Source organism: Moorella glycerini (assembly GCF_009735625.1).
GTDB lineage: Bacteria > Bacillota > DSM-521 > Neomoorellales > Neomoorellaceae > Neomoorella > Neomoorella glycerini.
This window is the reverse complement of sequence record NZ_CP046244.1, coordinates 738,597-759,467: the sequence shown is the minus strand read 5'-3', so window position 1 is coordinate 759,467 and position 20,871 is coordinate 738,597. Positions and strand designations below refer to the sequence as shown.

At 56.4% G+C, this 20,871-nt stretch carries 17 protein-coding genes; 16 read left to right on the top strand and 1 reads right to left on the bottom strand.

The annotated features are described in order from the left end of the window. Positions 1–18: 18 nt before the first annotated feature. The 8 genes from MGLY_RS03605 to MGLY_RS03575 all read left to right on the top strand — a co-directional run bounded on the left by MGLY_RS03605 (position 19) and on the right by MGLY_RS03575 (position 10,186). Complete coding sequence (locus MGLY_RS03605) at positions 19–1,665, top strand: response regulator transcription factor (protein ID WP_156271821.1); 1,647 nt, start codon at positions 19–21, stop codon at positions 1,663–1,665. Continuing rightward, on the top strand, positions 1,637–3,484 hold the full coding sequence (locus MGLY_RS03600; RefSeq protein WP_422880101.1) for an ASKHA domain-containing protein: 1,848 nt from the start codon (positions 1,637–1,639) through the stop codon (positions 3,482–3,484). The genes MGLY_RS03605 and MGLY_RS03600 overlap by 29 nt, the downstream gene beginning before the upstream one ends. Positions 3,485–3,593: 109 nt before the next feature. Next, positions 3,594–4,646 carry a uroporphyrinogen decarboxylase family protein gene (locus MGLY_RS03595; RefSeq protein WP_156271817.1) on the top strand — a complete coding sequence of 351 codons (1,053 nt, stop codon included), beginning with the start codon at positions 3,594–3,596 and terminating at the stop codon, positions 4,644–4,646. Positions 4,647–4,757: 111 nt separating this feature from the next. Further along, entirely contained in the window at positions 4,758–5,447 is a 690-nt protein-coding gene (locus tag MGLY_RS03590) for a hypothetical protein (protein ID WP_156271815.1), read from the top strand. Positions 5,448–5,609: 162 nt separating this feature from the next. Next, positions 5,610–5,873, top strand: a complete 264-nt coding sequence (locus tag MGLY_RS18720; RefSeq protein ID WP_422880100.1) for a hypothetical protein — start codon at positions 5,610–5,612, stop codon at positions 5,871–5,873. A 206-nt stretch (positions 5,874–6,079) separates the two neighbouring features. Then, a complete protein-coding gene (locus MGLY_RS03585; protein ID WP_156271813.1) occupies positions 6,080–6,928 on the top strand; it encodes a thioredoxin domain-containing protein in 849 nt (282 codons plus the stop codon). 87 nt (positions 6,929–7,015) lie between these two features. Continuing rightward, positions 7,016–8,458, top strand: coding sequence for an aryl-sulfate sulfotransferase (locus tag MGLY_RS03580; RefSeq protein WP_156271811.1), 1,443 nt, complete (start codon positions 7,016–7,018; stop codon positions 8,456–8,458). A 357-nt stretch (positions 8,459–8,815) separates the two neighbouring features. Then, positions 8,816–10,186 (top strand): MFS transporter, encoded by a 1,371-nt coding sequence (locus MGLY_RS03575; RefSeq protein WP_156271809.1) that lies wholly within the window; start codon positions 8,816–8,818, stop codon positions 10,184–10,186. 222 nt (positions 10,187–10,408) lie between these two features. Here MGLY_RS03575 and MGLY_RS03570 read toward each other — a convergent pair whose 3' ends face one another. Then, a complete protein-coding gene (locus MGLY_RS03570; RefSeq protein WP_156271807.1) occupies positions 10,409–11,137 on the bottom strand; it encodes a Crp/Fnr family transcriptional regulator in 729 nt (242 codons plus the stop codon). A 419-nt stretch (positions 11,138–11,556) separates the two neighbouring features. On the opposite strand from MGLY_RS03570, the gene MGLY_RS03565 reads away from it, so the two are divergent. The 8 genes from MGLY_RS03565 (at position 11,557) to MGLY_RS03530 (ending at position 20,673) form a co-directional block, all read left to right on the top strand. After that, positions 11,557–12,330, top strand: a complete 774-nt coding sequence (locus MGLY_RS03565; RefSeq protein ID WP_170290909.1) for a FadR/GntR family transcriptional regulator — start codon at positions 11,557–11,559, stop codon at positions 12,328–12,330. Between the two features lie 9 nt (positions 12,331–12,339). Further along, entirely contained in the window at positions 12,340–14,208 is a 1,869-nt protein-coding gene (locus MGLY_RS03560; protein ID WP_156271803.1) for an aldehyde ferredoxin oxidoreductase family protein, read from the top strand. Beyond that, complete coding sequence (locus MGLY_RS03555) at positions 14,205–14,417, top strand: MoaD/ThiS family protein (RefSeq protein WP_156271801.1); 213 nt, start codon at positions 14,205–14,207, stop codon at positions 14,415–14,417. Before MGLY_RS03560 ends, MGLY_RS03555 begins: the two co-directional genes overlap by 4 nt. Positions 14,418–15,059: 642 nt before the next feature. Then, complete coding sequence (locus MGLY_RS03550; RefSeq protein WP_211662064.1) at positions 15,060–15,962, top strand: dihydrodipicolinate synthase family protein; 903 nt, start codon at positions 15,060–15,062, stop codon at positions 15,960–15,962. A 131-nt stretch (positions 15,963–16,093) separates the two neighbouring features. After that, positions 16,094–17,215 carry a tartrate dehydrogenase gene (locus tag MGLY_RS03545; protein WP_156271797.1) on the top strand — a complete coding sequence of 374 codons (1,122 nt, stop codon included), beginning with the start codon at positions 16,094–16,096 and terminating at the stop codon, positions 17,213–17,215. A 117-nt stretch (positions 17,216–17,332) separates the two neighbouring features. Continuing rightward, a complete protein-coding gene (locus MGLY_RS03540; RefSeq protein ID WP_156271795.1) occupies positions 17,333–18,682 on the top strand; it encodes an MFS transporter in 1,350 nt (449 codons plus the stop codon). A 73-nt stretch (positions 18,683–18,755) separates the two neighbouring features. Continuing rightward, the gene (locus MGLY_RS03535; protein WP_170290908.1) at positions 18,756–19,745 is read left to right on the top strand and encodes a ketopantoate reductase family protein; all 990 of its coding nucleotides are present in this window, start codon (positions 18,756–18,758) and stop codon (positions 19,743–19,745) included. Between the two features lie 718 nt (positions 19,746–20,463). Beyond that, a complete protein-coding gene (locus MGLY_RS03530; RefSeq protein WP_156271791.1) occupies positions 20,464–20,673 on the top strand; it encodes a hypothetical protein in 210 nt (69 codons plus the stop codon). Positions 20,674–20,871: the final 198 nt, after the last annotated feature.

The following is a 20,871-nucleotide window of genomic DNA, read 5'->3' as shown; positions in this document are numbered from 1 at the left end:
AGGGGGCCATAGCCGGTTTTGTCCACGGAAATCAAGATCCTGCTTGTTGATGATGAACCCCTGGAGCGGCAGGCCATGCGTTTTTTGCTGGCCAGGGAACGGCCCCAGTACCAGGTGGCCGCTGAAGCAGGTAATGGTATGGAGGCCGTAAACCTGGCAGCAACTTTGCGGCCGGATATTGTCTTCCTGGACATTAAGATGCCTGTCATGGACGGCCTTACTGCCGGCCGGGAGATCCGGGCTCTTCTACCTGAGACCAGGTTCATCTTTGTCACCGCCTATGGCGAATTTGACTACGCCCGGGAAGCCGTTTCTCTAGGCGCTTCAAAATATTTGTTAAAACCTGTTGACGGGGAAGAGATGATCGCCCTTCTGGACGAACTGGCAGGAGATATAGCGGTCGCCCGCCGGCGCCAGCAGGAAACGGCCCGGCTCAAAAAGGCCCTGAAAGAAATGAAGCCCCTGATCCGCCTGGGCTTTATTATGGACCTGATCAACGGGAATATAACGGCAGCCGAAGCCGAAAGCCGCGCCCTTTTCCTGGGGATCACCTCCCTGCCGCGGCTGGCCCTGCTGGTGGATATTGATAATTTTGCTAGCCTTGCCCGGGAAGGGACGGAAATTGAACGGCAGCTTTTAAAGCAGCGGGTAAAGGAGAGCATTGAACAGGCAACCGCCGGCTGGCCGGGAGCCCTGGTAGCACCTGTCACCAGGGACGAATTTGCCGTTCTCCTGCCCATCGATCACCTGGAAAAGGAACGCGACCCCCGCCGGGCCGCCATCCAGCTGGGCGAGGCCATCTGCCGCCAGGTGCGCCAGGACACGGAAGTGACCGTGACGGTGGGTATTGGTCGCCTGGCTGAACGGGTTACCGACCTGGCCCGCTCCTATGCCGAGGCGGTGGCGGCAGCTGAATTCCGCCTGCTTTATGGCGGCGACCAGGTTATCCATGCTGACGACGTTGCTACCCGGTCCAGGGCCAGCCGCTCCCTGCCGGTGCAGGTGGAACAGGAGCTGGCCCAGGCCATCCGCATGGGTGAGCGGGAACTGGCCTACCGCCAGGCCAGCAATATTTTAATGAAACTGCTCCTGGAACAGGAAAGGCGCCCGGCCCTGTTAAAGATGAAGATCCTGGAACTGGTTGCCCTGGCAGCCAATGCCGCCCTGGAAGGCGGAGCCGACCCGGAGGCCGTTTCCAACCTCACCCTGGCCGGCAGCAGCGAATTTTTAAACCTGGATAACCTGGCGGCTATGCGGGAGCGCATCCTGGCGCGCCTGGCGGACCTGGCAGATCAGGTAGCAACCAGCAGGGAACAACGCAATTCTTCCCTTATTGAACGGGCCAGCAAGTTTATCGAAGCCAACTTCAGCCAGGATCTCACCCTGGAAGAAGTCGCTCAGCAGGTATATTTAAGTCCCTGTTATTTCAGCCGCCTCTTTAAGCAGGTTAAGGGCCAGAACTTCATAGACTACCTGACCAGGGTACGCCTGAGAGCAGCTAAAGAATTGCTGTTAAATACCAACCTGCCGGTAGCGGCAATAGCCGAACGGGTCGGTTATCACGACGCCCGTTATTTCAGCCAGGTATTTAAAAAGCAGGAAGGGTACACGCCCAGCGTGTTCCGCAAAATAGGGGGTGCTAAGTTTGAAGGAAGTGCTGGTTGATTTCCAGCCGGTGGGCCGGCGCGCCCAGGTTGCGGCCGGCCAGACTATTTTAGCCGCGGCCCAGCAAATAGGGCTGGCCCTGGGGTCCGGGGGCCTGACGGCACCCTGCGGCGGCAGGGGTCTGTGCGGCCGCTGCCGGGTACGGGTAGCCGCCGGCGACGCCGGGGAGCCGACGCCGGCGGAAAAGCGTTTCTTGAAGCCGGAGCAACTGGAACAGGGCTATCGCCTGGCCTGCCAGGCAGTCATCCAGGGACCGCTGAAAGTGGAAATTCCGCCGGAATCCATGCTTGGCGTGCAGCAACTTCAGGTAGAAGGGCTGGATGTCGCAGTAGTCCCGGAAGCGCCGGTTAAAAGGTATAACCTGCCGTTAACCAGGACGACCATTGAAACCCCCCGGCCTCTCTGGCAGCAGGTGGCCGGCGAGCTGGAGGCCGCTTATGGCCTGGACCGCCCGGAGGTAGATTTTAACCTGGCTTTAGCGACGGAGCCCCTGGCGGCCGGCGGCAGCGGCGTGGTGACGGTCCGCGGTACAGAGGTGATCAACATTTATGCCGGCCGGCCGGCGCCGCCGCCCCTGGGCCTGGCTGTCGACCTGGGGACCACCAAGGTAGCCGGTTTCCTGATCAACCTGGAAACCGGGGCCACCCTGGCTGCCGACGGCATCATGAACCCCCAGATCGCCTACGGCGAAGATGTCATGGCGCGCCTGGGCTATGCCCTGGAGGGAGAAGCCGCCTACCGGCGCATCCAGGAAGTAGCAATCGAAGGGCTGAACCGGCTGGCCGCCACCCTGGCCGAGCAGGCCGGCGTAACCCCGGCAGACATAGAAGAAGCCGTCATCGTGGGTAACACTGCCATGCACCACCTGTTGTTGCACCTGCCGGTGGCCCAGCTGGCCCGGGCCCCCTACGTCCCGGCCCTGACCACCCCGGTAGAAGTGAAAGCCCGGAACCTGGGTTTAAACTTCAGCCCGGGAGCCTATGTCTATCTCCAGCCGGTAATAGCCGGCTTTGTCGGCGGCGACCATGTGGCCATGATCCTGGGCAGCCGCCTTGACGAGGCCCGCAAAGTCACCCTGGGCCTGGATATCGGTACCAATACGGAAATTGTTTTAAGTTACGGCGGTAAAATGCTTTCCTGCTCCTGCGCATCGGGGCCGGCCTTTGAAGGCGCCCACATCGCCCAGGGGATGCGCGCCATTACCGGGGCCATCGCCGCCGTGCGCTTAAGTGACGACGGGCGGGAGGTCTACTGGGAGAGCATTGGCGGTGCACCGCCCCTGGGCATCTGCGGCTCCGGCATCCTGGATGCCGTGGCCGAGCTTTACCGCACCGGCGTCATTAACGCCAGCGGCCGGCTGGATTTAAACCATCCCCGGGTAAGGCGACCTGCCGGGGGTGGCCCGGCGGAATTCCTGCTGGTGCCGGCTGAGGAAACCGGCATTGACAGCGACCTGGTGGTAACCCAGAAGGACATCAGCGAGATCCAGCTGGCCAAGGCAGCCATCGCCAGCGGTACCCTGCTGCTCCTGGAGGCAGCGGGCCTCACCGTAGACGACCTGGAAGAAGTGGTGGTCGCCGGGGCCTTTGGTACCCACCTGAAGCTAGAAAGCGCCATTACCATCGGCATGTTCCCCCAACTTCCCCTGGGCGCCTTCCGCCAGGTGGGCAACGCTGCCGGCACCGGGGCGCGGCTGGCCCTCCTTTCCCTGGCCGAAAGGCAGCGGGGTGAAACAATAGCCCGCCGGGTGGGCTATATCGAACTCATGACCCGGCCGTCCTTCCAGGATGTGTTTATGAATTCACTTTTACTACCATAATTTGCTGCCAAAAACTTTGCTTCGTGCCTCTTGTAAACGCCTGAGCCTCTATTAGGGGCGAACCGCACCGGTGTCAAGGAAGAAAATTTTATTTTGGAGGCGAAGGCCCGTGAACCATGTTGAACGGGTGCAGGTGGCCCTGGCCCGGGGACGACCCGACCGGGTGCCGGCGGGAGAATTTGAGCTGGAACCGGGGTTGGTGGCGGCCCTGCTGGGCCGGGAAGGACCGGCGGGTTTTGCTGAGGAAGTGGCTGCCCGGGAACTCCTGGGAATGGACCTCCTGGCCGTTACTCCCCAGGCGCCGTTAAAGGAAGAGGGAAATGACTGCTACCAGGATATCTGGGGCCGGCGGCTGCGGCGGCAGGGGAGCCTGACTGCCGTCCAGGTCCCGGCCATCCCCGCCGTCAAGGAAGCAGCCAGTTACCACCTGCCGGACGCGAGCGCCTTTGACCTGCGTTCCTTAAGGCGCTGGCGGGAAGAAACGGATTTCTTCGTTTTTGCCTTTGTAGACGGCCCTTTCCAGGGAACCAATAAGCTTTTTGACTTTACGGATTTTCTCCTGGCAGTGGCCGGCCGGGAGGGAGCCATCAGCGACCTGGCCGCGGCTGTAGTCGACTTTAACCTGGAGCTGGCCCGCCTCTGCGTCCAGGCCGGGGCCCATGGCCTGTTCATCGGTGACGACATTGCCTATGAGCGGGGAACCTACATTCACCCCGGCCTGTGGCGGGAAATCTTTTTGCCCCTTTTGCGCCGCCAGGTAGAGGCCATTAAAGCCATGGGCGTTCCGGTCCTTTACCACTCCGACGGTAACTTGCAGGCTATTTTACCCGACCTGGCAACTTTACCCCTGGACGGCATCCAGTGCCTGGAACCGGCCGCCGGCATGGACATTGGCGCCATTAAGAAGGAGTACAGCGGGCGCCTGTGCTTGATGGGCAATTTCGACCTGGACCTCCTGGCTACAGGTACGCCGGAAACCATTACGGCGGCAGTCCAGCAACTCCTGCTAGCGGCGGCGCCCGGCGGCGGATATATCTTTTCCACCTCCAGTGGTATCTTGAGCGCTGACCTACCACCCCGGAACGTCCTGGCCCTTTACCAGGCGGTAGCTAAATATGGTGCTTATAAAACCAGCCAGCTTGCGCGGGTACCGGGTTCCTGACCTGATGCTACCCACCTTCGGTGCGGCCCAGATGTTACCAGTAATATCCAGGTATATCCCTTCCCGCCTGCCATATCATTAAATAGGGATTCTGGCGGGAAGGTGGTTTTTTTGGCCTCTAAATTCTTACGCTGGCAGGTTATTTTACCTGTAGTACTACTCCTGGCGCTAGCCGGCGGCTGGTCTTATTCCTATTACCTGCGGGAGATAAAGGTCGAGCCCCAGGAACTTATCGTCCAGGCCCTGGATACCACCAACCAGGCGGCCAGCTACCGTTTCCACGTCGAGGCCAGCCTGGTTACCGGGGAAAATAAAATACCCCTGAGCAGCCTGGACGGGGAGCGGGCCGGTGACGGCAGCCTGTATTTAAAGGGCCAGATGACCGGCCAGCCGGTAGAGATCTACCAGGTAAAGGATACCACTTATTTCCGCGATCCGGCCTCCCAACGCTGGATGGTAACCCCAGGCAACAGCCCCCTGGAACAGGAAAAGTATATGGCCGAAATCAATCCCCTTTCTATTTTAAAAATTACCCGGGTGGATGACCTGAAGTTTTTGGGTCGCCAGAAAAAGGTGCCGGGGAGGCCTTACCTCCTCACCTGCCGGCCGCTGGTCAACAACCAGTTCCTCAACAGCTACTGGCAGGATTTTTACTACCAGTTCTGGGTGGAACGAGGCAGCAACTACATCCGCAAAGTTTCCCTGGAAGCCGCCCATCGCCAGCGCCCCCAGGATAAACTGACCATGACAGTTGACTTTTACGACTTTAATAAGCGCATCAACATTAAACCGCCCCAGTAGGGCGGTTTTGCTTTTAGTGCGCCCGGTCCGGATGAGCTGGCATTACACAGCTAAATCCCAGGCTGCCAAGGGACGGTAGAGTATATGAGGAGGGCGCGGGGCGAAGGTTAGCGCTCTTACCCCATCCGTATTGCAGACTGCAAGGGAGTATTTCGCGAACTCATGGGATGGATACGCCGACGGCTGAGAATGAAGCAGATGCGGGATTGGAAGAGTTGGAAGGCGCTTCATAAAGCCCTTCGGCGGCGAGGTTATGAGGTTATAAAGAGGAATTTGGAAAATATCCATGCGAAGATGGAGGATACCTCCCATGGTCGGGTCAGTAGAGACACTCCTAGAAGAAAGGGAAAACAAAGGGATAGGCCGGCCCTAAAGGCTATATGGCAAGGCCTACTCTATGTAATTAAAACTACATATTTGTTGTAGTTATCACTATAGACAAGCACCAATGCCATGGGGTATTTTTAACTTGAAATATTGAGTAACCTATAAGGAGTGAAAGTTAGGATAAGTTTTTGTAACTACCGGGACGTTGAAATAAGCATGTGGAAGGGTGCTTTTTATCCTGGGGTTCCCCGTGCAGGTTAGCAAGTTTCAGGCAAGTCATTATGGGATTAAAGGTGGGATTTTATATGAAAAATGTAATTTTCTCAACTACGGGGTGCATCAGGTGCAAGATTGTTAAGGATTTCATGAATGAACGCGGCATCCCTTTTGTAGATAAGAACATAAAGGAGGAGGGGAGGGAAGACTTCCAACAGTTTTATACAGCCAACCGGAGAGCCATTTATCGAGGCCCGGACGGAATTGAGTTCCCCGTTTTTACGGATGGCGTGGAAATCAGGCAAGGAATTGGGTCGGTACTTGCCTATCTCCAGGGCGGGAAAAAACTGGATGGGTTTGTGAGTATTGGCGCTTTACACAAGGAATGGGTGGACGGCTTACACGTTTCTTCCGGTAATCCCGAATATACTGAGGATTTCATAGCGGTCTTAATGTATTTAAAAGGCAGGGGGATGAAGCTCAAGTTAGACACAAATGGGAAAAATAGCCATGTTCTCCGTCAAATCCTCGATTACGGTTTGGCAGATTTCGTCGTCATGGAAGTTGTTGGGCCGCTTGGGCTTTACAAACGTATTTTGGGAGCAGAGATTGACCTCAATGATGTTGAAAAAACCATATCCATAGTACCGCAGTTTCCTAAATATCAATTTCAGACAACCATCGTCCCGGTAATTCGCCAGGATAGGGTTCCCCCAATTATTAGCTATATGACTCCCGAAGAAATCGCCGAAACGGCAAAGTTAATTGAAGAGGTAACAGGGAGTAAGAAGCATCCCTATTTCATTCGCTTATTCCAACCCAAAGAAGCGCAAGACGAGCGCTTTAGACAGATGGAGCCGATTTCTCCGAACATGCTTTTCACCTACAGGACGGCGGCCCGGGCCTACCAGGTATTTACTGAAATTGAAAAGCACTGATCAGTCCAACTATTTAAGCGTTTATTACGGTGTCGTAGCGGCAGCCTTTGGTGCTGCTATGAAAATAAAAACTTAGGGGGAGATAGCATGACGTATCCAAGTGTTTATCCAACAGGGGTTACCATTTATAACCCCGAAAAATGCTGGAACGGTTATACGGTTTTCCAGGCGGCTGAGCAGGGGGCTCTTGTGATCGATATGAATGGGGCTGAGGTCCAACTATGGAAGGGGTTATACGGCTTCCCCAACAAACTTCTACCCGGTGGCTACGTGTTGGGACACACTGGCGAAAGGAATCCTTTTTATGGCATGCAAGATATGATTGACCTGGTCCAGGTGGACTGGGAAGGTAATATCGTCTGGAAGTTTAACATGTACGAGTTTATTGAGGATCCGGGAGAGAAACCTCAATGGATGGCCAGGCAGCACCATGACTACCAGCGGGAAGGGAACCCTGTAGGGTATTATGTACCGGGGATGGAACCGCGGGTTGATGGGGGTAACACACTTATCCTGTGTCATAAAAACCTTAAAAACCCCAAAATCTCCGAAAAGCTCCTACTCGATGATACCATTATCGAGGTGACGTGGGAGGGGGACATCGTCTGGGAGTGGATATGCAGTGACCACTTTGATGAGTACGGTTTCAGCGAAGAAGCCAAAAACATCCTGTGCCGGGACCCCAATATGCGGCCTAATGGTGGCGGCATGGGCGACTGGATGCACATCAACTCGATGTCTGTCCTGGGGTCAAATAAATGGTACGACGCCGGCGACGAACGTTTTCACCCGGACAATATTATTTGGGACGGCCGTGAAACTAATATTATCGCGATAATCGACAAGAAGAGCGGAAACATAGTCTGGAAAATCGGTCCCGATTACAATACGAGCAAGGAACTCAAGGCCCTTGGCTGGATCATCGGGCAACACCACGCCCACATGATTCCAAAGGGATTGCCGGGAGAAGGAAATATATTACTTTTTGACAACGGCGGATGGGCCGGTTACGGTGCACCTAACCCCTCTTCACCGACGGGCAGGATGAATGCTCTCCGTGATTACTCGCGCGTGCTGGAAATTGACCCAACTACGCTGAAAATCGTTTGGCAGTATACCCCGGCCGAGGCTGGTTATATGATGCCATTCGACTCCAATCGCTTCTACAGCCCGTTCATCAGCGGCGCCCAGCGTTTACCGAACGGCAACACATTGATTACGGAAGGTTCAGGCGGGCGGATCATAGAGGTAACTCCGAACCATGAGATTGTTTGGGAATATATTAGTCCGTACTGGGGCAAGGTTATTAAGTTAAACATGGTTTACAGGGCTTACCGGGCGCCTTATGAATGGATCCCACAGCTGGATCCCCCCAAGGAAACACCCATTGAGCGCCTTGATGTAAAGACCTTCCGAGTCCCCGGTGCCGCACCAATCGGCCGCAAGAAGGAGACAACCGTGGAGGGAGTTTTACCACCACACACACCACCACCAGGCTTTGCTCCTTTATGCGTTGCTGCTGACGTTTAAAGGTTAATAAGCCGGAGATTGGCCTCCCGCCCGGTTGCGTGTTAATGGATGGTATATGACTAGGAGAGGCTTTGCGGGTGCAACATACTTATCACTATTCCACGGGTCAATACTGGAGAATATGCCCTAGCAATCGCCCTGGCAAGCCCCTCTTTTATTACTGGAGATGGCGCATTTACATGGTTGCGCGGGGAGTGCTGCAGGTTTCTGTGATAGGCCCCGCAAAGCAATAATTGCTGCTGTGGAAAGGGGGTAGATTATGCTGGTTAAAGCTCGTTATCCTCCGGGGAAATAGCCTGGTATGGTTTGATCACAAAATCTGGGGGTAAACCATAAACCTGGTTGATATAATCCTAAATGCAAAGTAGGTGCTTACAGGTGAATGCTTTACCTGAAATCGGCAAACCAGGCGATGGAAAGACGCTCGAAAGGATGGGGCCGAGCGGGCAAGCTGAACTCCAGCTGCCGAAGCGAACTGCTATCTTCTGGTTTATTGTGATCTGGCTTCTCTATGTGTTCGATATTTTGGATATGCTGGCCATTTCCGCCGTGTTTCCGGCCATTAAGGCCGAGTATCACTTAAGTGACGCCCAGTTGGGATGGCTGGGAGGCGTCCGCGGGCTGGCTGCCCTTATAGCCGCGATACCAGTTGGAATACTGGTGGACCGCTGGAGCCGTAAGTATATGATTGCCATCATGTCGGCGATCTGGAGCTTTTTTTGCTGGGCTACCGCCTGGATGGGGAATTATAGGGGTCTGTTGTTTACCCGCTTCATGGTCGGGGCGGGCGGGGCCGGTTATAATACTGCCGGCTACGCCCTCATCGGGGCATGGTTTCCCCCGCGGCAAAGAGGCGTGATGACCGGGCTCTTCAATACCGGCCAGCCCATTGGCGCTTTCGTCGGCGTGGGCCTGGCCGGTTGGCTGGCTGTAACCTTCGGCTGGCGGAGCGTTTTCGGTATTGTGGCCATCCCCGGGTTCATCCTGGCCGCGCTGATGCTTTTTGCCCCTGACTACAAGACCAAGAAGAAGGAAAAACAGGAGGAATTAGCCGTAGGCTTCAATTTTGGGGAAGCCATGCGCTATATTATAAAGTCCCCTAGCCTGATTCTCCTTTATCTGGCTCAGCTGGGTATTGGGATGTGGACCTTTACCTTTTCCGCCTGGGTGCCCAGCTTTTACGGCCGCACCTTTAATTTAAACATGGCCCAGGCCGGCCAGGCCGTTATGTTCTTCGGTCTTGTAACTATCTTTGGTGCGCCCATCGGGGGCTTGTTAAGCGACTGGTGGGCCAGGCGAGCGGTCAACGGCCGGGTAAAGGCCACCTTGTTTTTGACTTGCTGGTGCGGGGTTTTCTGGAGCCTGACGTTTACTTTGGCCATAAAGGGCTATGGCCTCGTCCCGGTGCTGATCTGCTGGTCCCTGTCCCAGCCCGCCTGGGCGGGAATGACGGCTGCCGTCATTTCTTCTATAATTGACGTAACTGCTCCTCATTTCCGCGCCTTTGCCACCAGTTTTGTTGTCTTATTCCAGAACATTACTGCCTTTATCGGGCCGGGGCTGGCGGGATCTATATCCGATCGGATGGGGTTGACGTTAGCCCTGTTTATTATCATGCTAATATCAATAATTTCCATGGTTATGCTGTTCTTTTTTGCCACCCGAACTTACGCCGGTGACCTTGCTAGGCTGAAACAACTGGGGAACTTCAGCATGGATCGGGTATAGTAGTTTAAACAAGTTAATGATAGTGATAACAATAGTGATGGATAAAGAGATGATTATTGGGGTACGTTAAACTGGAATACGTAGAGAATTAGGGTTCAGGGCCGTTCTGCACTTCGTAGATTTTCGGGACGGCCCTTACCTATGTTCGTGTTTTTACAATTTGCGCCACGCCCATAATTAGAGGGTAAGGAGTATATTTAAGCTGGTCGGGTTGCCTGCTGACTAAAAGATCGGGTCTAGTTCTGACATGGCCCTGACCAAATAGGGGAGATCAGTAATGAGCAATGACCGGCCTGAAATTTTAATAACTCCTTTATTATGGAGATAATTTACTATTTTATTTACGGTTACCCGATGCACGCCAATAATATCGGCGATTTCTTGCTGGGTTAACATTTTCCTGATTAGCAATCCTTCATCATGTGGCTCCCCGTACAAATGACCAATGATATAAAATAAACGGCAAATCCTTTTGTAAGGGGTGGATAATACTATTTCATGAATTTGCATGGCAAGTACAGATGCCTTATAGCTGAGGGTTTTAATTATATCAATTGCAGCCTGGGGATAATTAGGAATGAGTTCATTAAAAATAAACTCCCTGGAAAACTTGTATACCTCGCTTGGGCGGTTGGCTACAATTTCAAAAAAGGTGGGAATACCGCAAAAAAAAGGCACCTCGGCAAAAATATTACCTTCTTCGATATACCAGATAATTTTCTGGCGCCCTTCCTGGTTAAAACTTTTCATCATAATTTCGCCACGATGCAAATAATAAAAGTTTGGTACCGGGCTACCAACAGCAAACAGTACTCTCCCTTCCGGTAATATTATTTGTTGCCCGTGGACCAGCAGGTTCTTCCAACATTCTGCTCCGTTATGAACTACCCAGGGAGATGCCGCCTTTATAAACTTATCATCAAAAATACCCGGTTTATTAGTAGTAGCCATATTAGTTTAAAACACCTCCTTATGGTAGCTCTTGGCCATGGCCAGCCGAGATATTTTACTCTAAGAACCTCTTTGGGTATAACCTAGTTTTTTTAGAACAACCCAGTTGTACGGTATCGAATGATTGCAGAGCTGCCTGGAAGATTTGGTTCCTGCTGATTATAATTATAATAACAATTTTTATATGGTTCAAGCTATCGTTTACCAGGGGTATCACTCCTGGGCGGAAGTAGACGCCCAAGAAATTTACCGGTAGCGTCATCAATGGCGGCATGGAGGCCTCGACACGCACATGGTCAAAAAAATTATTGACAAGTCGCAATAGCGTGGTTATAATGGTCTTACCGGTATGAATGGTAGGTCATGTTGGATACCAGCGGCTATAGGGAATAGGATAACGAGTGAGGATGGAGAGCGTTATGGTTTTAGATCAGGCTAGGATTCCCAATGGCGGTATGCTTACAAATGGAATCACGTCAGAAATTATTCAACGTCTTCTGGAAGATATTCGCGCCCGGAAATATGCCCCGGGGGATAAACTGCCTTCAGAACGTGAACTGTGCGCCAGGTTTTCAGCCGGCAGGGGCTCTGTACGAGAGGCCCTGCGGGTGCTTCAGGCCATGGGCCTCATCCGGGTGATCAGTGGCAAGGGCACCTACATTGCGGACAAACGGGAAGGTGAGGGCAATTTCTACGCCTTGTGGAACTCGGTATACCCCATTCCAATCCAGGATCTGGTGGAAGCCAGGTTTGCTATCGAACCCCTCGCGGCCGCCATGGCCGCTGTAAGGGGTCATGACCGGGACCTCAGCTTCCTGGCGGAGACGCTGCGCGCTATGGAACAAAGCGCTGAGGTCGACCGTTTGGAGAAACGGGTGGAGGCTGATGTCCAGTTCCATATGGGCATCTTGCGCCTGGCGGGGAACACCCTGTTTATTGACCTTTTCCAGAATATCGACTCCATGCTCCGCGATAGTCGCCGCATCAGTTTGCTTCTTCCAGAACGCGTGGGCCGGGTGCGTGATTTCCACCGGCGGATCTACCAAGCCATCGAGGCCGGTGATGCTTGCTCTGCTTACAGTGCCATGTGGCAGCACCTGGATGCTTTCCGGCAGGACATGAATATCGAAATCGACTTCGCTCATCTGGCTCCCCCGTCGCTCAAGGGAACTTCAACACAAAATGGGAGGTAACTGTCTGAAATGTTCTGCGGGACGGGCCGAATTGCCTGGATAGATCTGAGCTCGGGAAAGGTTTCTTATGGGGAATTGGGTGAGCGTGCGCGGCAAAAGTATCTGGGTGGAGCGGGGTTGGCGGTCCGGCTCCTCGGCCAGGATTTAACTATTCCGGACGACCCCTTACAGGATGACAGTCCGCTTTGCATCATGGTTGGATTGCTTACCGGGACCATGGTTCCGGCGGCGTGCAAGGCCAATGTTTGCGGGCGGTCCCCCCTGACCGGATGGTGGGGGGAATCTACTGTCGGAGGCAACTGGGCGGCCGGGCTGCGCGGCGCCGGGTTGGACGGCCTAGTCATCACCGGAGCGGCACCAAGGGCGGTGTATCTCCATGTGCAGCATGGCATGGTGGAAATCCGCGAAGCCGCTCACCTGTTGGGATTGGACACCTACGAAACTACGAGAACCATCAAGGCTGAAACAAGCCCGGAGACGGAGGTAGCCGCTATTGGCCCTGCCGGTGAGAGGCGGGTGCTCCTGGCCGGGATAATCATCGGTGGGGAGGAAGCCAGGGCCGCGGGGCGTGGAGGATTTGGCGCGCTATGGGGAGCGAAAAACCTGAAGGCTATTGCTGTGGAGGGGAAAGAAAGGCCGGTGGTTTTCGATCGCGAGGGGCTGATGGATTCCATTCGTGCCCACATGCAGGCCCTGCGCGATAATACGATCACCTTGCGCCAGTACGGGACGGCTTATTCCGTGAAGACCTGTGATGTCAGCGGGGATCTCGCCGTGCGGAACTGGGCGGGCGGGAAATGGACGGAAGGCGCCAGCCGCACCAATGGACAGGCCATCATGGAGCGGTTCGGCGAAGGACATTACGGGTGCTTCGGCTGTCCCATCCGCTGCGGCAAGGTGGTGCGGGTCACCCGGGGTCCCCATGCGGGCGGCTTTGCCCACGGGCCGGAGTACGAAACGGCCGCCGGGTTCGGGGCGCTCCTCCTGAATGACGACCCTGAGATCATTGTAGCGGCCAACGACCTCTGCAACCGCCTGGGCTTGGATACTATCTCCACCAGCGGCGTCATCGCTTTTGCCATGGAGTGCTACGAACACGGGTTGATCGCCCCCGGCGAAACCGGTGGCGTGGACCTCACCTGGGGCAACGGAAACGCCATCCTCCAGCTTGTGGAACAGATTGCCCGCCGGGAAGGGCTGGGCGAACTTCTGGGCCAGGGAAGCAAGCGTGCTGCGGAGGAACTGGGCGGTTTGAGTCATGAGTTCGCCATGCACGTAAAGGGGATGGAGCCGTCTTATCACGACCCCAGGGCCTTTACCAGCATGGCCCTGGAATACGCCACGGCCAACAGAGGGCCGTGCCACCTGGATGGGATGACTTACTACGCTGAGGGGGGATCCTTCAATCCCGCCCTGGTGGGGGTGATGAGCGCCCTGGAACCCGCCGCACCGGAAGGGAAGGCCTTCCTCACCAAGAGGATGCAGGACCTGACGGCGGTCTACAACTCCCTGGGATTATGCAAGTTCCTTCTCCGGGGCGGGACGGGGCCGGAGATGCTGGCCGGGTGGGTGTCCATGGCCACCGGATGGGATATGGACGCCGAAGATTTGATGGTGGCCGGCGAGCGGGCCTTCAACCTGAAACGGATGTACAACGTGAAGCTGGGCGTCTCCAGGAAGGATGACACCCTCCCGGCCAGGTTCCTCACCCTGGCGAAAAAGGATACGGGGGCGGCCGGCAGCCTGCCTTTTCTGGGGCGCATGCTGGCGGAATACTACCAGCTTCGCGGCTGGGATGAAATCGGCGTTCCCACGCCGGGCAAGTTGGCCGAGTTGGGACTTCTGCCGGAAAAGGATCCGGCGGTGAGGTTCCCGTGAAGGTTTACTTCCAGCCGGAAACCGGGCCGGTGCGGGAATTGCTCCTGCCCGATCGACCGGGCGTTTCCCTTCACGCGCTGCTTATCGAGGCCGGCCTGGAAGTGCCGCCCTACTACGCAGTCCTGGTCAACGGTTCCCTACGCAGCGTCCAGGCGGTGGTCGATCCTGATGCCACGGTGGAGATCTTTCCGCCCCTGAGCGGGGGATAGGTGCTCATAGACGAGCACCCTGCCGCGCCCATCGGGCACCGGGCGACTTCCGCCGTCTCAATAAATGAACGCTGGGGAGGAGGTGTTCACCCGCCATGCAGTGCGTCTAGCACGAAAAAATGAAAAATGCAGGAAAAAGCCCGGGAAAAGTCTAAGGAAAAAAAGGACAGGGCATTGAAGCAGATTGTGGATATGCGGAAAAAGTTGGCGCGCTTCTCGTTATCGCCGGCGTGACCCTCGCCCTCGCTGCGTATAGGGCAGGCAGAGGGCAGAGCCAGCCGCTGGCGGGAAGAAATTCGGGCGGGGAACAGGTCGGCCTGCAGGCCTCGAAACTGGAAAACGTAATTTGACGAAGGTCTATAAGGCGCACGCACACGCCGGGCTTCCCCTTTTGTATGAGTTGTGGTCTTACCGGTTATACCAAAGATGGGTACTTTCCCGTTTTCCCGCATGAGGTGCGGGGTGGAAACCAGGGACGCAGTAATGTGGCGAAGTTGGTACTGCTTGGCGGGGTATGGATGGGTCGCGCGCCATTGGCGCGGGTCATCATAAAATCAAAAATAATAAGGAGGAAATGAAGTTATGGAATTCACGCGCAAGGAAGCCAAGGCCTGGTGCAAGGAGCATCTTCGTGACTTTTACATGTGTCCTCCGACACCCATGACGCCGGAGCTGACCCTGGACGAAGAGGGTATCCGGGAGAACATCGAGGCCTATATTGACATGGGCGTGAACGGCCTGGTGGTGGGCGGATTCATTTCCGAGTGCTGGAACGTGAAGCTCTCGGACTGGTTCCGCTACCACGAGATCGTGGCCGATGCCAACAAGGGGCGCATGGACCTCTGGACCATCATCCTGGACCCCAGCGTCCACCAGGCCCTGGAAAAAATGGCCTTCGTGGAAAAGCTGGGCTACAGCGGTGCCGAAGTCATGAATCCGGCGGTGCAGCTCCGGACCGATGATGAGATTTACGACTTCTTCAAGTACATGAGCGACCACTCCAACCTGGCCATCTGCCTTTACCGCACTCCCGTGTCCGGGAAGGTGTTGAGCTTCGACCTTATGAAACGCCTGGCGGACCTGGAAACCGTGGTGGCGGTGAAGCAGGGATCCTTGAATCACGCCGAGACACTGAAACTGCGGCGCGAACTCCGTGATGACTTTATTGTCTCCGAGCCCTGGGAACGGTTTTTCCTGGACGACCTGCGTCACGGCGGGCAGGTCATTTATGGTGAGCTGTCTTACATCATCTACGGCAAGAAGCGCCACCTGATGAAGGAGTACATGGATCTGGCCCGGGCCGGCAAGTGGGAGGAAGCCTACCAGAAGTGGGCGGAGCTCAGGCCGGTGGGCGACTTGTACGACGACGTGTTTCTCTGGGAGATCGTCAAGACAGCCACCTACGCCTCGGCCCTGGCCATGATGAAGACCTGGTACGAGGCCATCGGGCTGAAGGCCGGGCCGATGCTGCCGCCGGTGCGCGACGTGGCTCCCGAACGCAAGGAATGGCTGCGCGCCAGGCTGAAGGAACTGGGGGTTTGCTAAGTTACAGGCGCCAGCGGTTCCCGGGACAACAGGACAGACAAGAAGCGAGGCGGGGGCCTAAAGCCCCCGCCATAAAAAACAGTTCCCGGGACAACAGGACAGACAAGGCCAACAGCAAAGGAGCGACTGTCATGACAGCTGAGTATCGTATTGCCGCCATCCCCGGGGACGGCATCGGGCCGGAGGTACTCGAGGTCGGTATGGAGGTCCTGGATGCTGCCGTGGAGGCGTTGGGAAGCAGCCGCCTGGAATTTCAAATCCTGCCGTGGGGCTCGGAGTACTACCTGCAGAACGGGCGGATGATGCCAGAGGACGCCCTGGATATCCTGAAGGGTTTCGATGCTATCTATTTGGGCGCCATCGGCGATCCGCGGGTCCCCGATCATGTGAGCCTGGAGTTGCTGCTGGACATACGCAAGGGTTTTGACCAGTACGTCAACATCCGACCGGTCAAACTCCTGGCGGGGGTTGATTCTCCCGTTAAGCTGAAGCCCGACGCCGTGGTTGACTTCGTGGTCATTCGCGAAAACACGGAGGGGGAATACAGCCGGCTGGGCGGACGCTTTAAGGCCGGCACCGCGGATGAGGTGGCCATCCAGACCTCTATCTTCACCCGCAAGGGTACGGAGCGGGTTATCCGCTACGCCTTCGACCTGGCGCGGCGCCGGGCGGAGGAAGGCATCGCGCGGCCGGGTGGTCCACGGCCCATGGTTACCAACTGCACCAAGTCCAACGCCCTCAACTACTCCATGGTCTTTTGGGACGAGATCTACGACGCCGTGGCGGCGGAATATCCCGACGTCCATCGTGACAAGGCCCTGGTGGACGCCCTGACCATGTGGCTGGTACGCCAGCCGGAATACTACGACGTGATTGTGGGGTCGAATCTCTTCGCAGATATCATTACTGACCTGTGCGCGGCCATCCAGGGAGGGATGGGAGTCGCCGCCGGCGGCAACATCAACCCCGAACGGGCGTACCCGTCCATGTTTGAACCCATTCACGGCTCGGCCCCCAAACACAAGGGCAAGAACAAGGCCAATCCCGTAGCCACCATCTGGGCGGGTAGCATGATGCTCGAGCACTTGGGTGATACGGCGGCGGCGCGGCTGGTCATGACAGCCGTGGAGGCCGTACTGGCGGAAGGGAAATGCCGCACCTATGACCTGGGCGGCCGGAGCTCCACCACCGAGGTGGGGGAGGCGGTGAAAAAAACGATCCGCGCGAGGGGGGATGCCCTGCTGAGGGCGTAAGCACGGAAGCCGGGGGAAAGAAACATCTGAGGTGTAAAGGGGGGAGCCGACGGTAGATCAGCAGGGTTAGTCTAGCCGCCAAAGGGATTTTTCACGAAAAAGAGGAGGGAAAAGACGATGGCAGCCGAAACAGTAAGCATGGAAAAAAGGGTGCCCAATAAGGTTCTGTGGCATATCCTGCCCCTCACGATACTAGGTATGGCGGTGGCCTACGTGGACCGCACGAATATCAGCTTCGCCGCCCTGCAGATGAACAAGGACCTGGGATTATCTGCGGCAGCCTACGGGCTGGGTGCGGGCCTGTTCTTTATCGGTTATTTCATCTTTGAGGTCCCGAGCAATATGATCATGGTCAAGGTAGGTGCGCGGGTCTGGCTGGCAAGGATCATGATCACCTGGGGAATCGTCACCATAGCCACGGGCTTTGTCCATAACGCTGCAACCTTCTACGTTCTCCGCTTTCTCTTGGGTGCGGCAGAAGCCGGGTTCTTCCCGGGTTGCCTCCTTTATGCCACCTACTGGACGACACAAAGAGAACGAGCCTTTATGTCCGGGTCCTTCCTTGCCGGCGGTCAGGTGGGGTCCCTCATCGGCGCCCCACTGGCCGGCTGGATCCTGAGCGCGACCCACGGAGCCATAGGGCTCCCCGGATGGCGCTGGCTGTTCATCATCGAAGGAGCCATGGCCGTCGTTATGGCCATCATCTTCATGTCCGCGCTGGACAATCGCCCGGAAGAGGCCAAGTGGCTGGAACCAGAAGAAAAGACGTGGCTTTTGGAACGCCTCAAGGCGGACCGGGAGGCTGCGGGGGGCCCAAGGCAGGAACACGAAAACCTTGCTTCCGCCCTTCGCCTCCTGTGGAATCCGCGCTTCCTCTTCTATTCCTTCGTCTATTTTGTCTGTATGCTGGTTAGCTGGGGCCTCGTCTTCTGGACACCGTTGGTTTTCAAGGGCGTGGCTCAATACCTGACCACCGTGCAGATCGGCTGGCTGGGAGCACTTCCCCCCCTGGCGCTTATCACCACCATGACGCTTTGGAGCCGGCACAGCGACCTGACCAATGAGCGGCACTGGCACTTTACTATCGGCGCCAGCGTATGCGCTATTGGAATCATCATGCTCATCAATGCCCATACCCTGGCTATGACGGTAGGAGGGATGTCCCTTGCCTTCCTGGGCATGGGCGGAACCACACCGATTCTATGGGCCCACTTCAACAAGGGACTGGGTACCGCGGAAAGTGCCGTGGGTCTGGCCATGATCAACTCCATCGGGAACCTGGGGGGCTTTGTGGGACCCTACCTCATGGGGGCCTTCAAGGATGCCACGGGTGGTTACGTGGGAGGCATGTGGGTATTCTTGGTGTTATTAGTGCTGATTATTTTCATAATGCAGCCCAGCTTCATGGGGGCGGCCCGGGCAAGCCGGGTGGGGTCCGGCGGGAAAAGTGGCGACCTGCCCAATTAGGCCAAGCGCATGATCAAGGGTTATGACTCGTTTAGATCTGTGTGAACTATCCTGCGAAAGGAGTGTTTTCCAAATGCATCTTGTCGTCCTTGGCGCCGGGGCCCTGGGGACCCTCTTTGGGGTGAAGGCCTGGGAGGGCGGCGCCCGGGTCACCCTGGTGGCCCGGGAGGCCCATGCGCGGGCCATCAATGAGAAGGGGGTGTTCCTGACCGGTCCTTTGGGCGGCGACAGGTACGCCAGCGGCGAAGGGCTGCGGGCGGTCACGGACATTGCCCAGGTAGAAGGCGACATCGATTACCTGCTGGTGACGGTCAAGGATAAAGACATGGCTACGGCCCTGGAAAGCGTTCGCCCCGTTCGCGACAGGGTGAAAACCGTATTTTCCTTCCAGAACGGCATTACCCACGAGGAAAGATTGGCCGAGGTCTTCGGCTGGGAAAAAGTTATCGGTGGTGTCACTATCGAAGGAGCGGATATGCCCGCGCCGGGGGTGATCGAGTATGCCCTGGCTTCCACCAGCTATTTCGGGGAATTTGACGGTTCCCGCAGCGAGAGGGTAGAAGCCCTGGCCGAGGTCTTCCGCCGGGGTGGGATGAGTATCGAGACCATCACCGAGATCAAGGTCGCCAAGTGGACCAAGTTCGTCCAGATTTGCGCCGCTTCGGGTGTATGCGGCGCCACCCGGCTGGGTTATGCACCGGCGGTGCGCACCCTGGCCGGGGCCCAGCTATACGTGCATATGGTGAAGGAAGGCGTGGCGGTAATGAGAGCCCAGGGCCTGGAGCCTGGCAACTACTTTATCAACGTGGCCCGGATCAAAGAAGTAGGAAACCTGCCCCTGGTGGAAGCCGTCGAGCTTGTACGTACCATGGCCGAAGCCTTGTACCAGAAGGGCTTCCACGGCAACACTTCCCTGGCCAGGGATCTGGAACGTGGGAAAAAGACGGAGGTGGACGCCTTGATGGGGACCATGTACCGGATCGGGGAGCGGCTGGGGGTGCCAACCCCCACGGTCCGGGCCGTATACTGGACTATCAAGGCCGCCGACGAGTATGCCAGGTAAACAGACCCCCGTCGTCCATGGCCCGCGACCTCACCGGAGCTTCAGTGCGCGCCGCCTAGGCGGCCACCGTGCCTAATTCCATGCGGCCCTGCCCCCGCCGTGGGTGTAGGCAAAGCCATTGAAGAAGTATGCCGACCTGGAGATGCGCGCGGAACACAACGCGGAACATAAAAGGTAGCTGTTTCCAGCTAGTAGAGAGGGTACGTGGGCCTCACCCACTGCCCTCTTTTATCATAATTTTCAACGGTGATCAGAGATATAATGACCTAAAAAACCCGGAAGGGCGGGACATTCACACCAATGATCGCGGAGAAAGGCACAGATGGGGGGATAAAAGGCATGCACGAACAGTCTCCAATCACTTCTGAAGCACAGGACGAAACACCCCACCGTCGACTTCGGGCAGTCGCTGGTTGGCTTACTTGTGCCTGACGGTTTCCCCGCCTTCCTGTAGGGGGGCAATAAAATTGCGGGGCGGGTGATCACATCCCTGATACCTCCGGTGGCCCTGTCCGCCCTGCGCGGGCTCCTGGCCCTGATGGTCCTTTTTTCCCGCTGACTTACTGGAGCAGCCGTTTACGCGTACACAGGAAAGACTTGCCCGGGTTGGCGCTGCTCGGCTTTCTGGGCATCACGGTGGCATACTCCACCCTGGCATGGGGCCTGCGGGGGGATTACCGCCACCAACGCAGCCGTAATCGTGGCCACCACTCCGGCGGTGACCAATCTGCTGTTGGCGGTGGGGTGGAGGAAGGTGCCCAACCTGAAACAAACGGGCGGAATCATCCTTGCCTTCAGCGGGTTGCTCGTGGTGATTGCCGGCGGTTCCTGGGAGAGATGGCGGGGATTTAATCTGTTGCCCGCTGACGCCTTTATCGTCGTGAATGTCCTTGCCATCTCCCTGTTCAACATTCTGGCGCAACTTTAAGAAGGTGATCCGGAGGTCAGAGTAGAAGAGAAACCTCGATAAGAGAGATTGTCCCTGGAAGAGAAACCTACTCCCCACTACGAGGAGCGTGAGAACTCTATGATATTTGTCAAGACCGATGCTACCATATCACCAAACTATCATATATCCCTATCCAGCATGCGAAAATTTCAAGGCAGGAAAAGCCCTATCAGCAAT

Bases quoted from the DNA above. Each gene is read 5' to 3' on its own strand.
- MGLY_RS18720 (WP_422880100.1), top strand. From the start codon at position 5,610: ATGGGATGGATACGCCGACGGCTGAGAATGAAGCAGATGCGGGATTGG.
- MGLY_RS03585 (WP_156271813.1), top strand. From the start codon at position 6,080: ATGAAAAATGTAATTTTCTCAACTACGGGGTGCATCAGGTGCAAGATT.
- MGLY_RS03580 (WP_156271811.1), top strand. From the start codon at position 7,016: ATGACGTATCCAAGTGTTTATCCAACAGGGGTTACCATTTATAACCCC.
- MGLY_RS03575 (WP_156271809.1), top strand. From the start codon at position 8,816: ATGCAAAGTAGGTGCTTACAGGTGAATGCTTTACCTGAAATCGGCAAA.
- MGLY_RS03570 (WP_156271807.1), bottom strand. From the start codon at position 11,137: ATGGCTACTACTAATAAACCGGGTATTTTTGATGATAAGTTTATAAAG.
- MGLY_RS03565 (WP_170290909.1), top strand. From the start codon at position 11,557: ATGGTTTTAGATCAGGCTAGGATTCCCAATGGCGGTATGCTTACAAAT.
- MGLY_RS03560 (WP_156271803.1), top strand. From the start codon at position 12,340: ATGTTCTGCGGGACGGGCCGAATTGCCTGGATAGATCTGAGCTCGGGA.
- MGLY_RS03550 (WP_211662064.1), top strand. From the start codon at position 15,060: ATGTGTCCTCCGACACCCATGACGCCGGAGCTGACCCTGGACGAAGAG.
- MGLY_RS03545 (WP_156271797.1), top strand. From the start codon at position 16,094: ATGACAGCTGAGTATCGTATTGCCGCCATCCCCGGGGACGGCATCGGG.
- MGLY_RS03540 (WP_156271795.1), top strand. From the start codon at position 17,333: ATGGCAGCCGAAACAGTAAGCATGGAAAAAAGGGTGCCCAATAAGGTT.
- MGLY_RS03535 (WP_170290908.1), top strand. From the start codon at position 18,756: ATGCATCTTGTCGTCCTTGGCGCCGGGGCCCTGGGGACCCTCTTTGGG.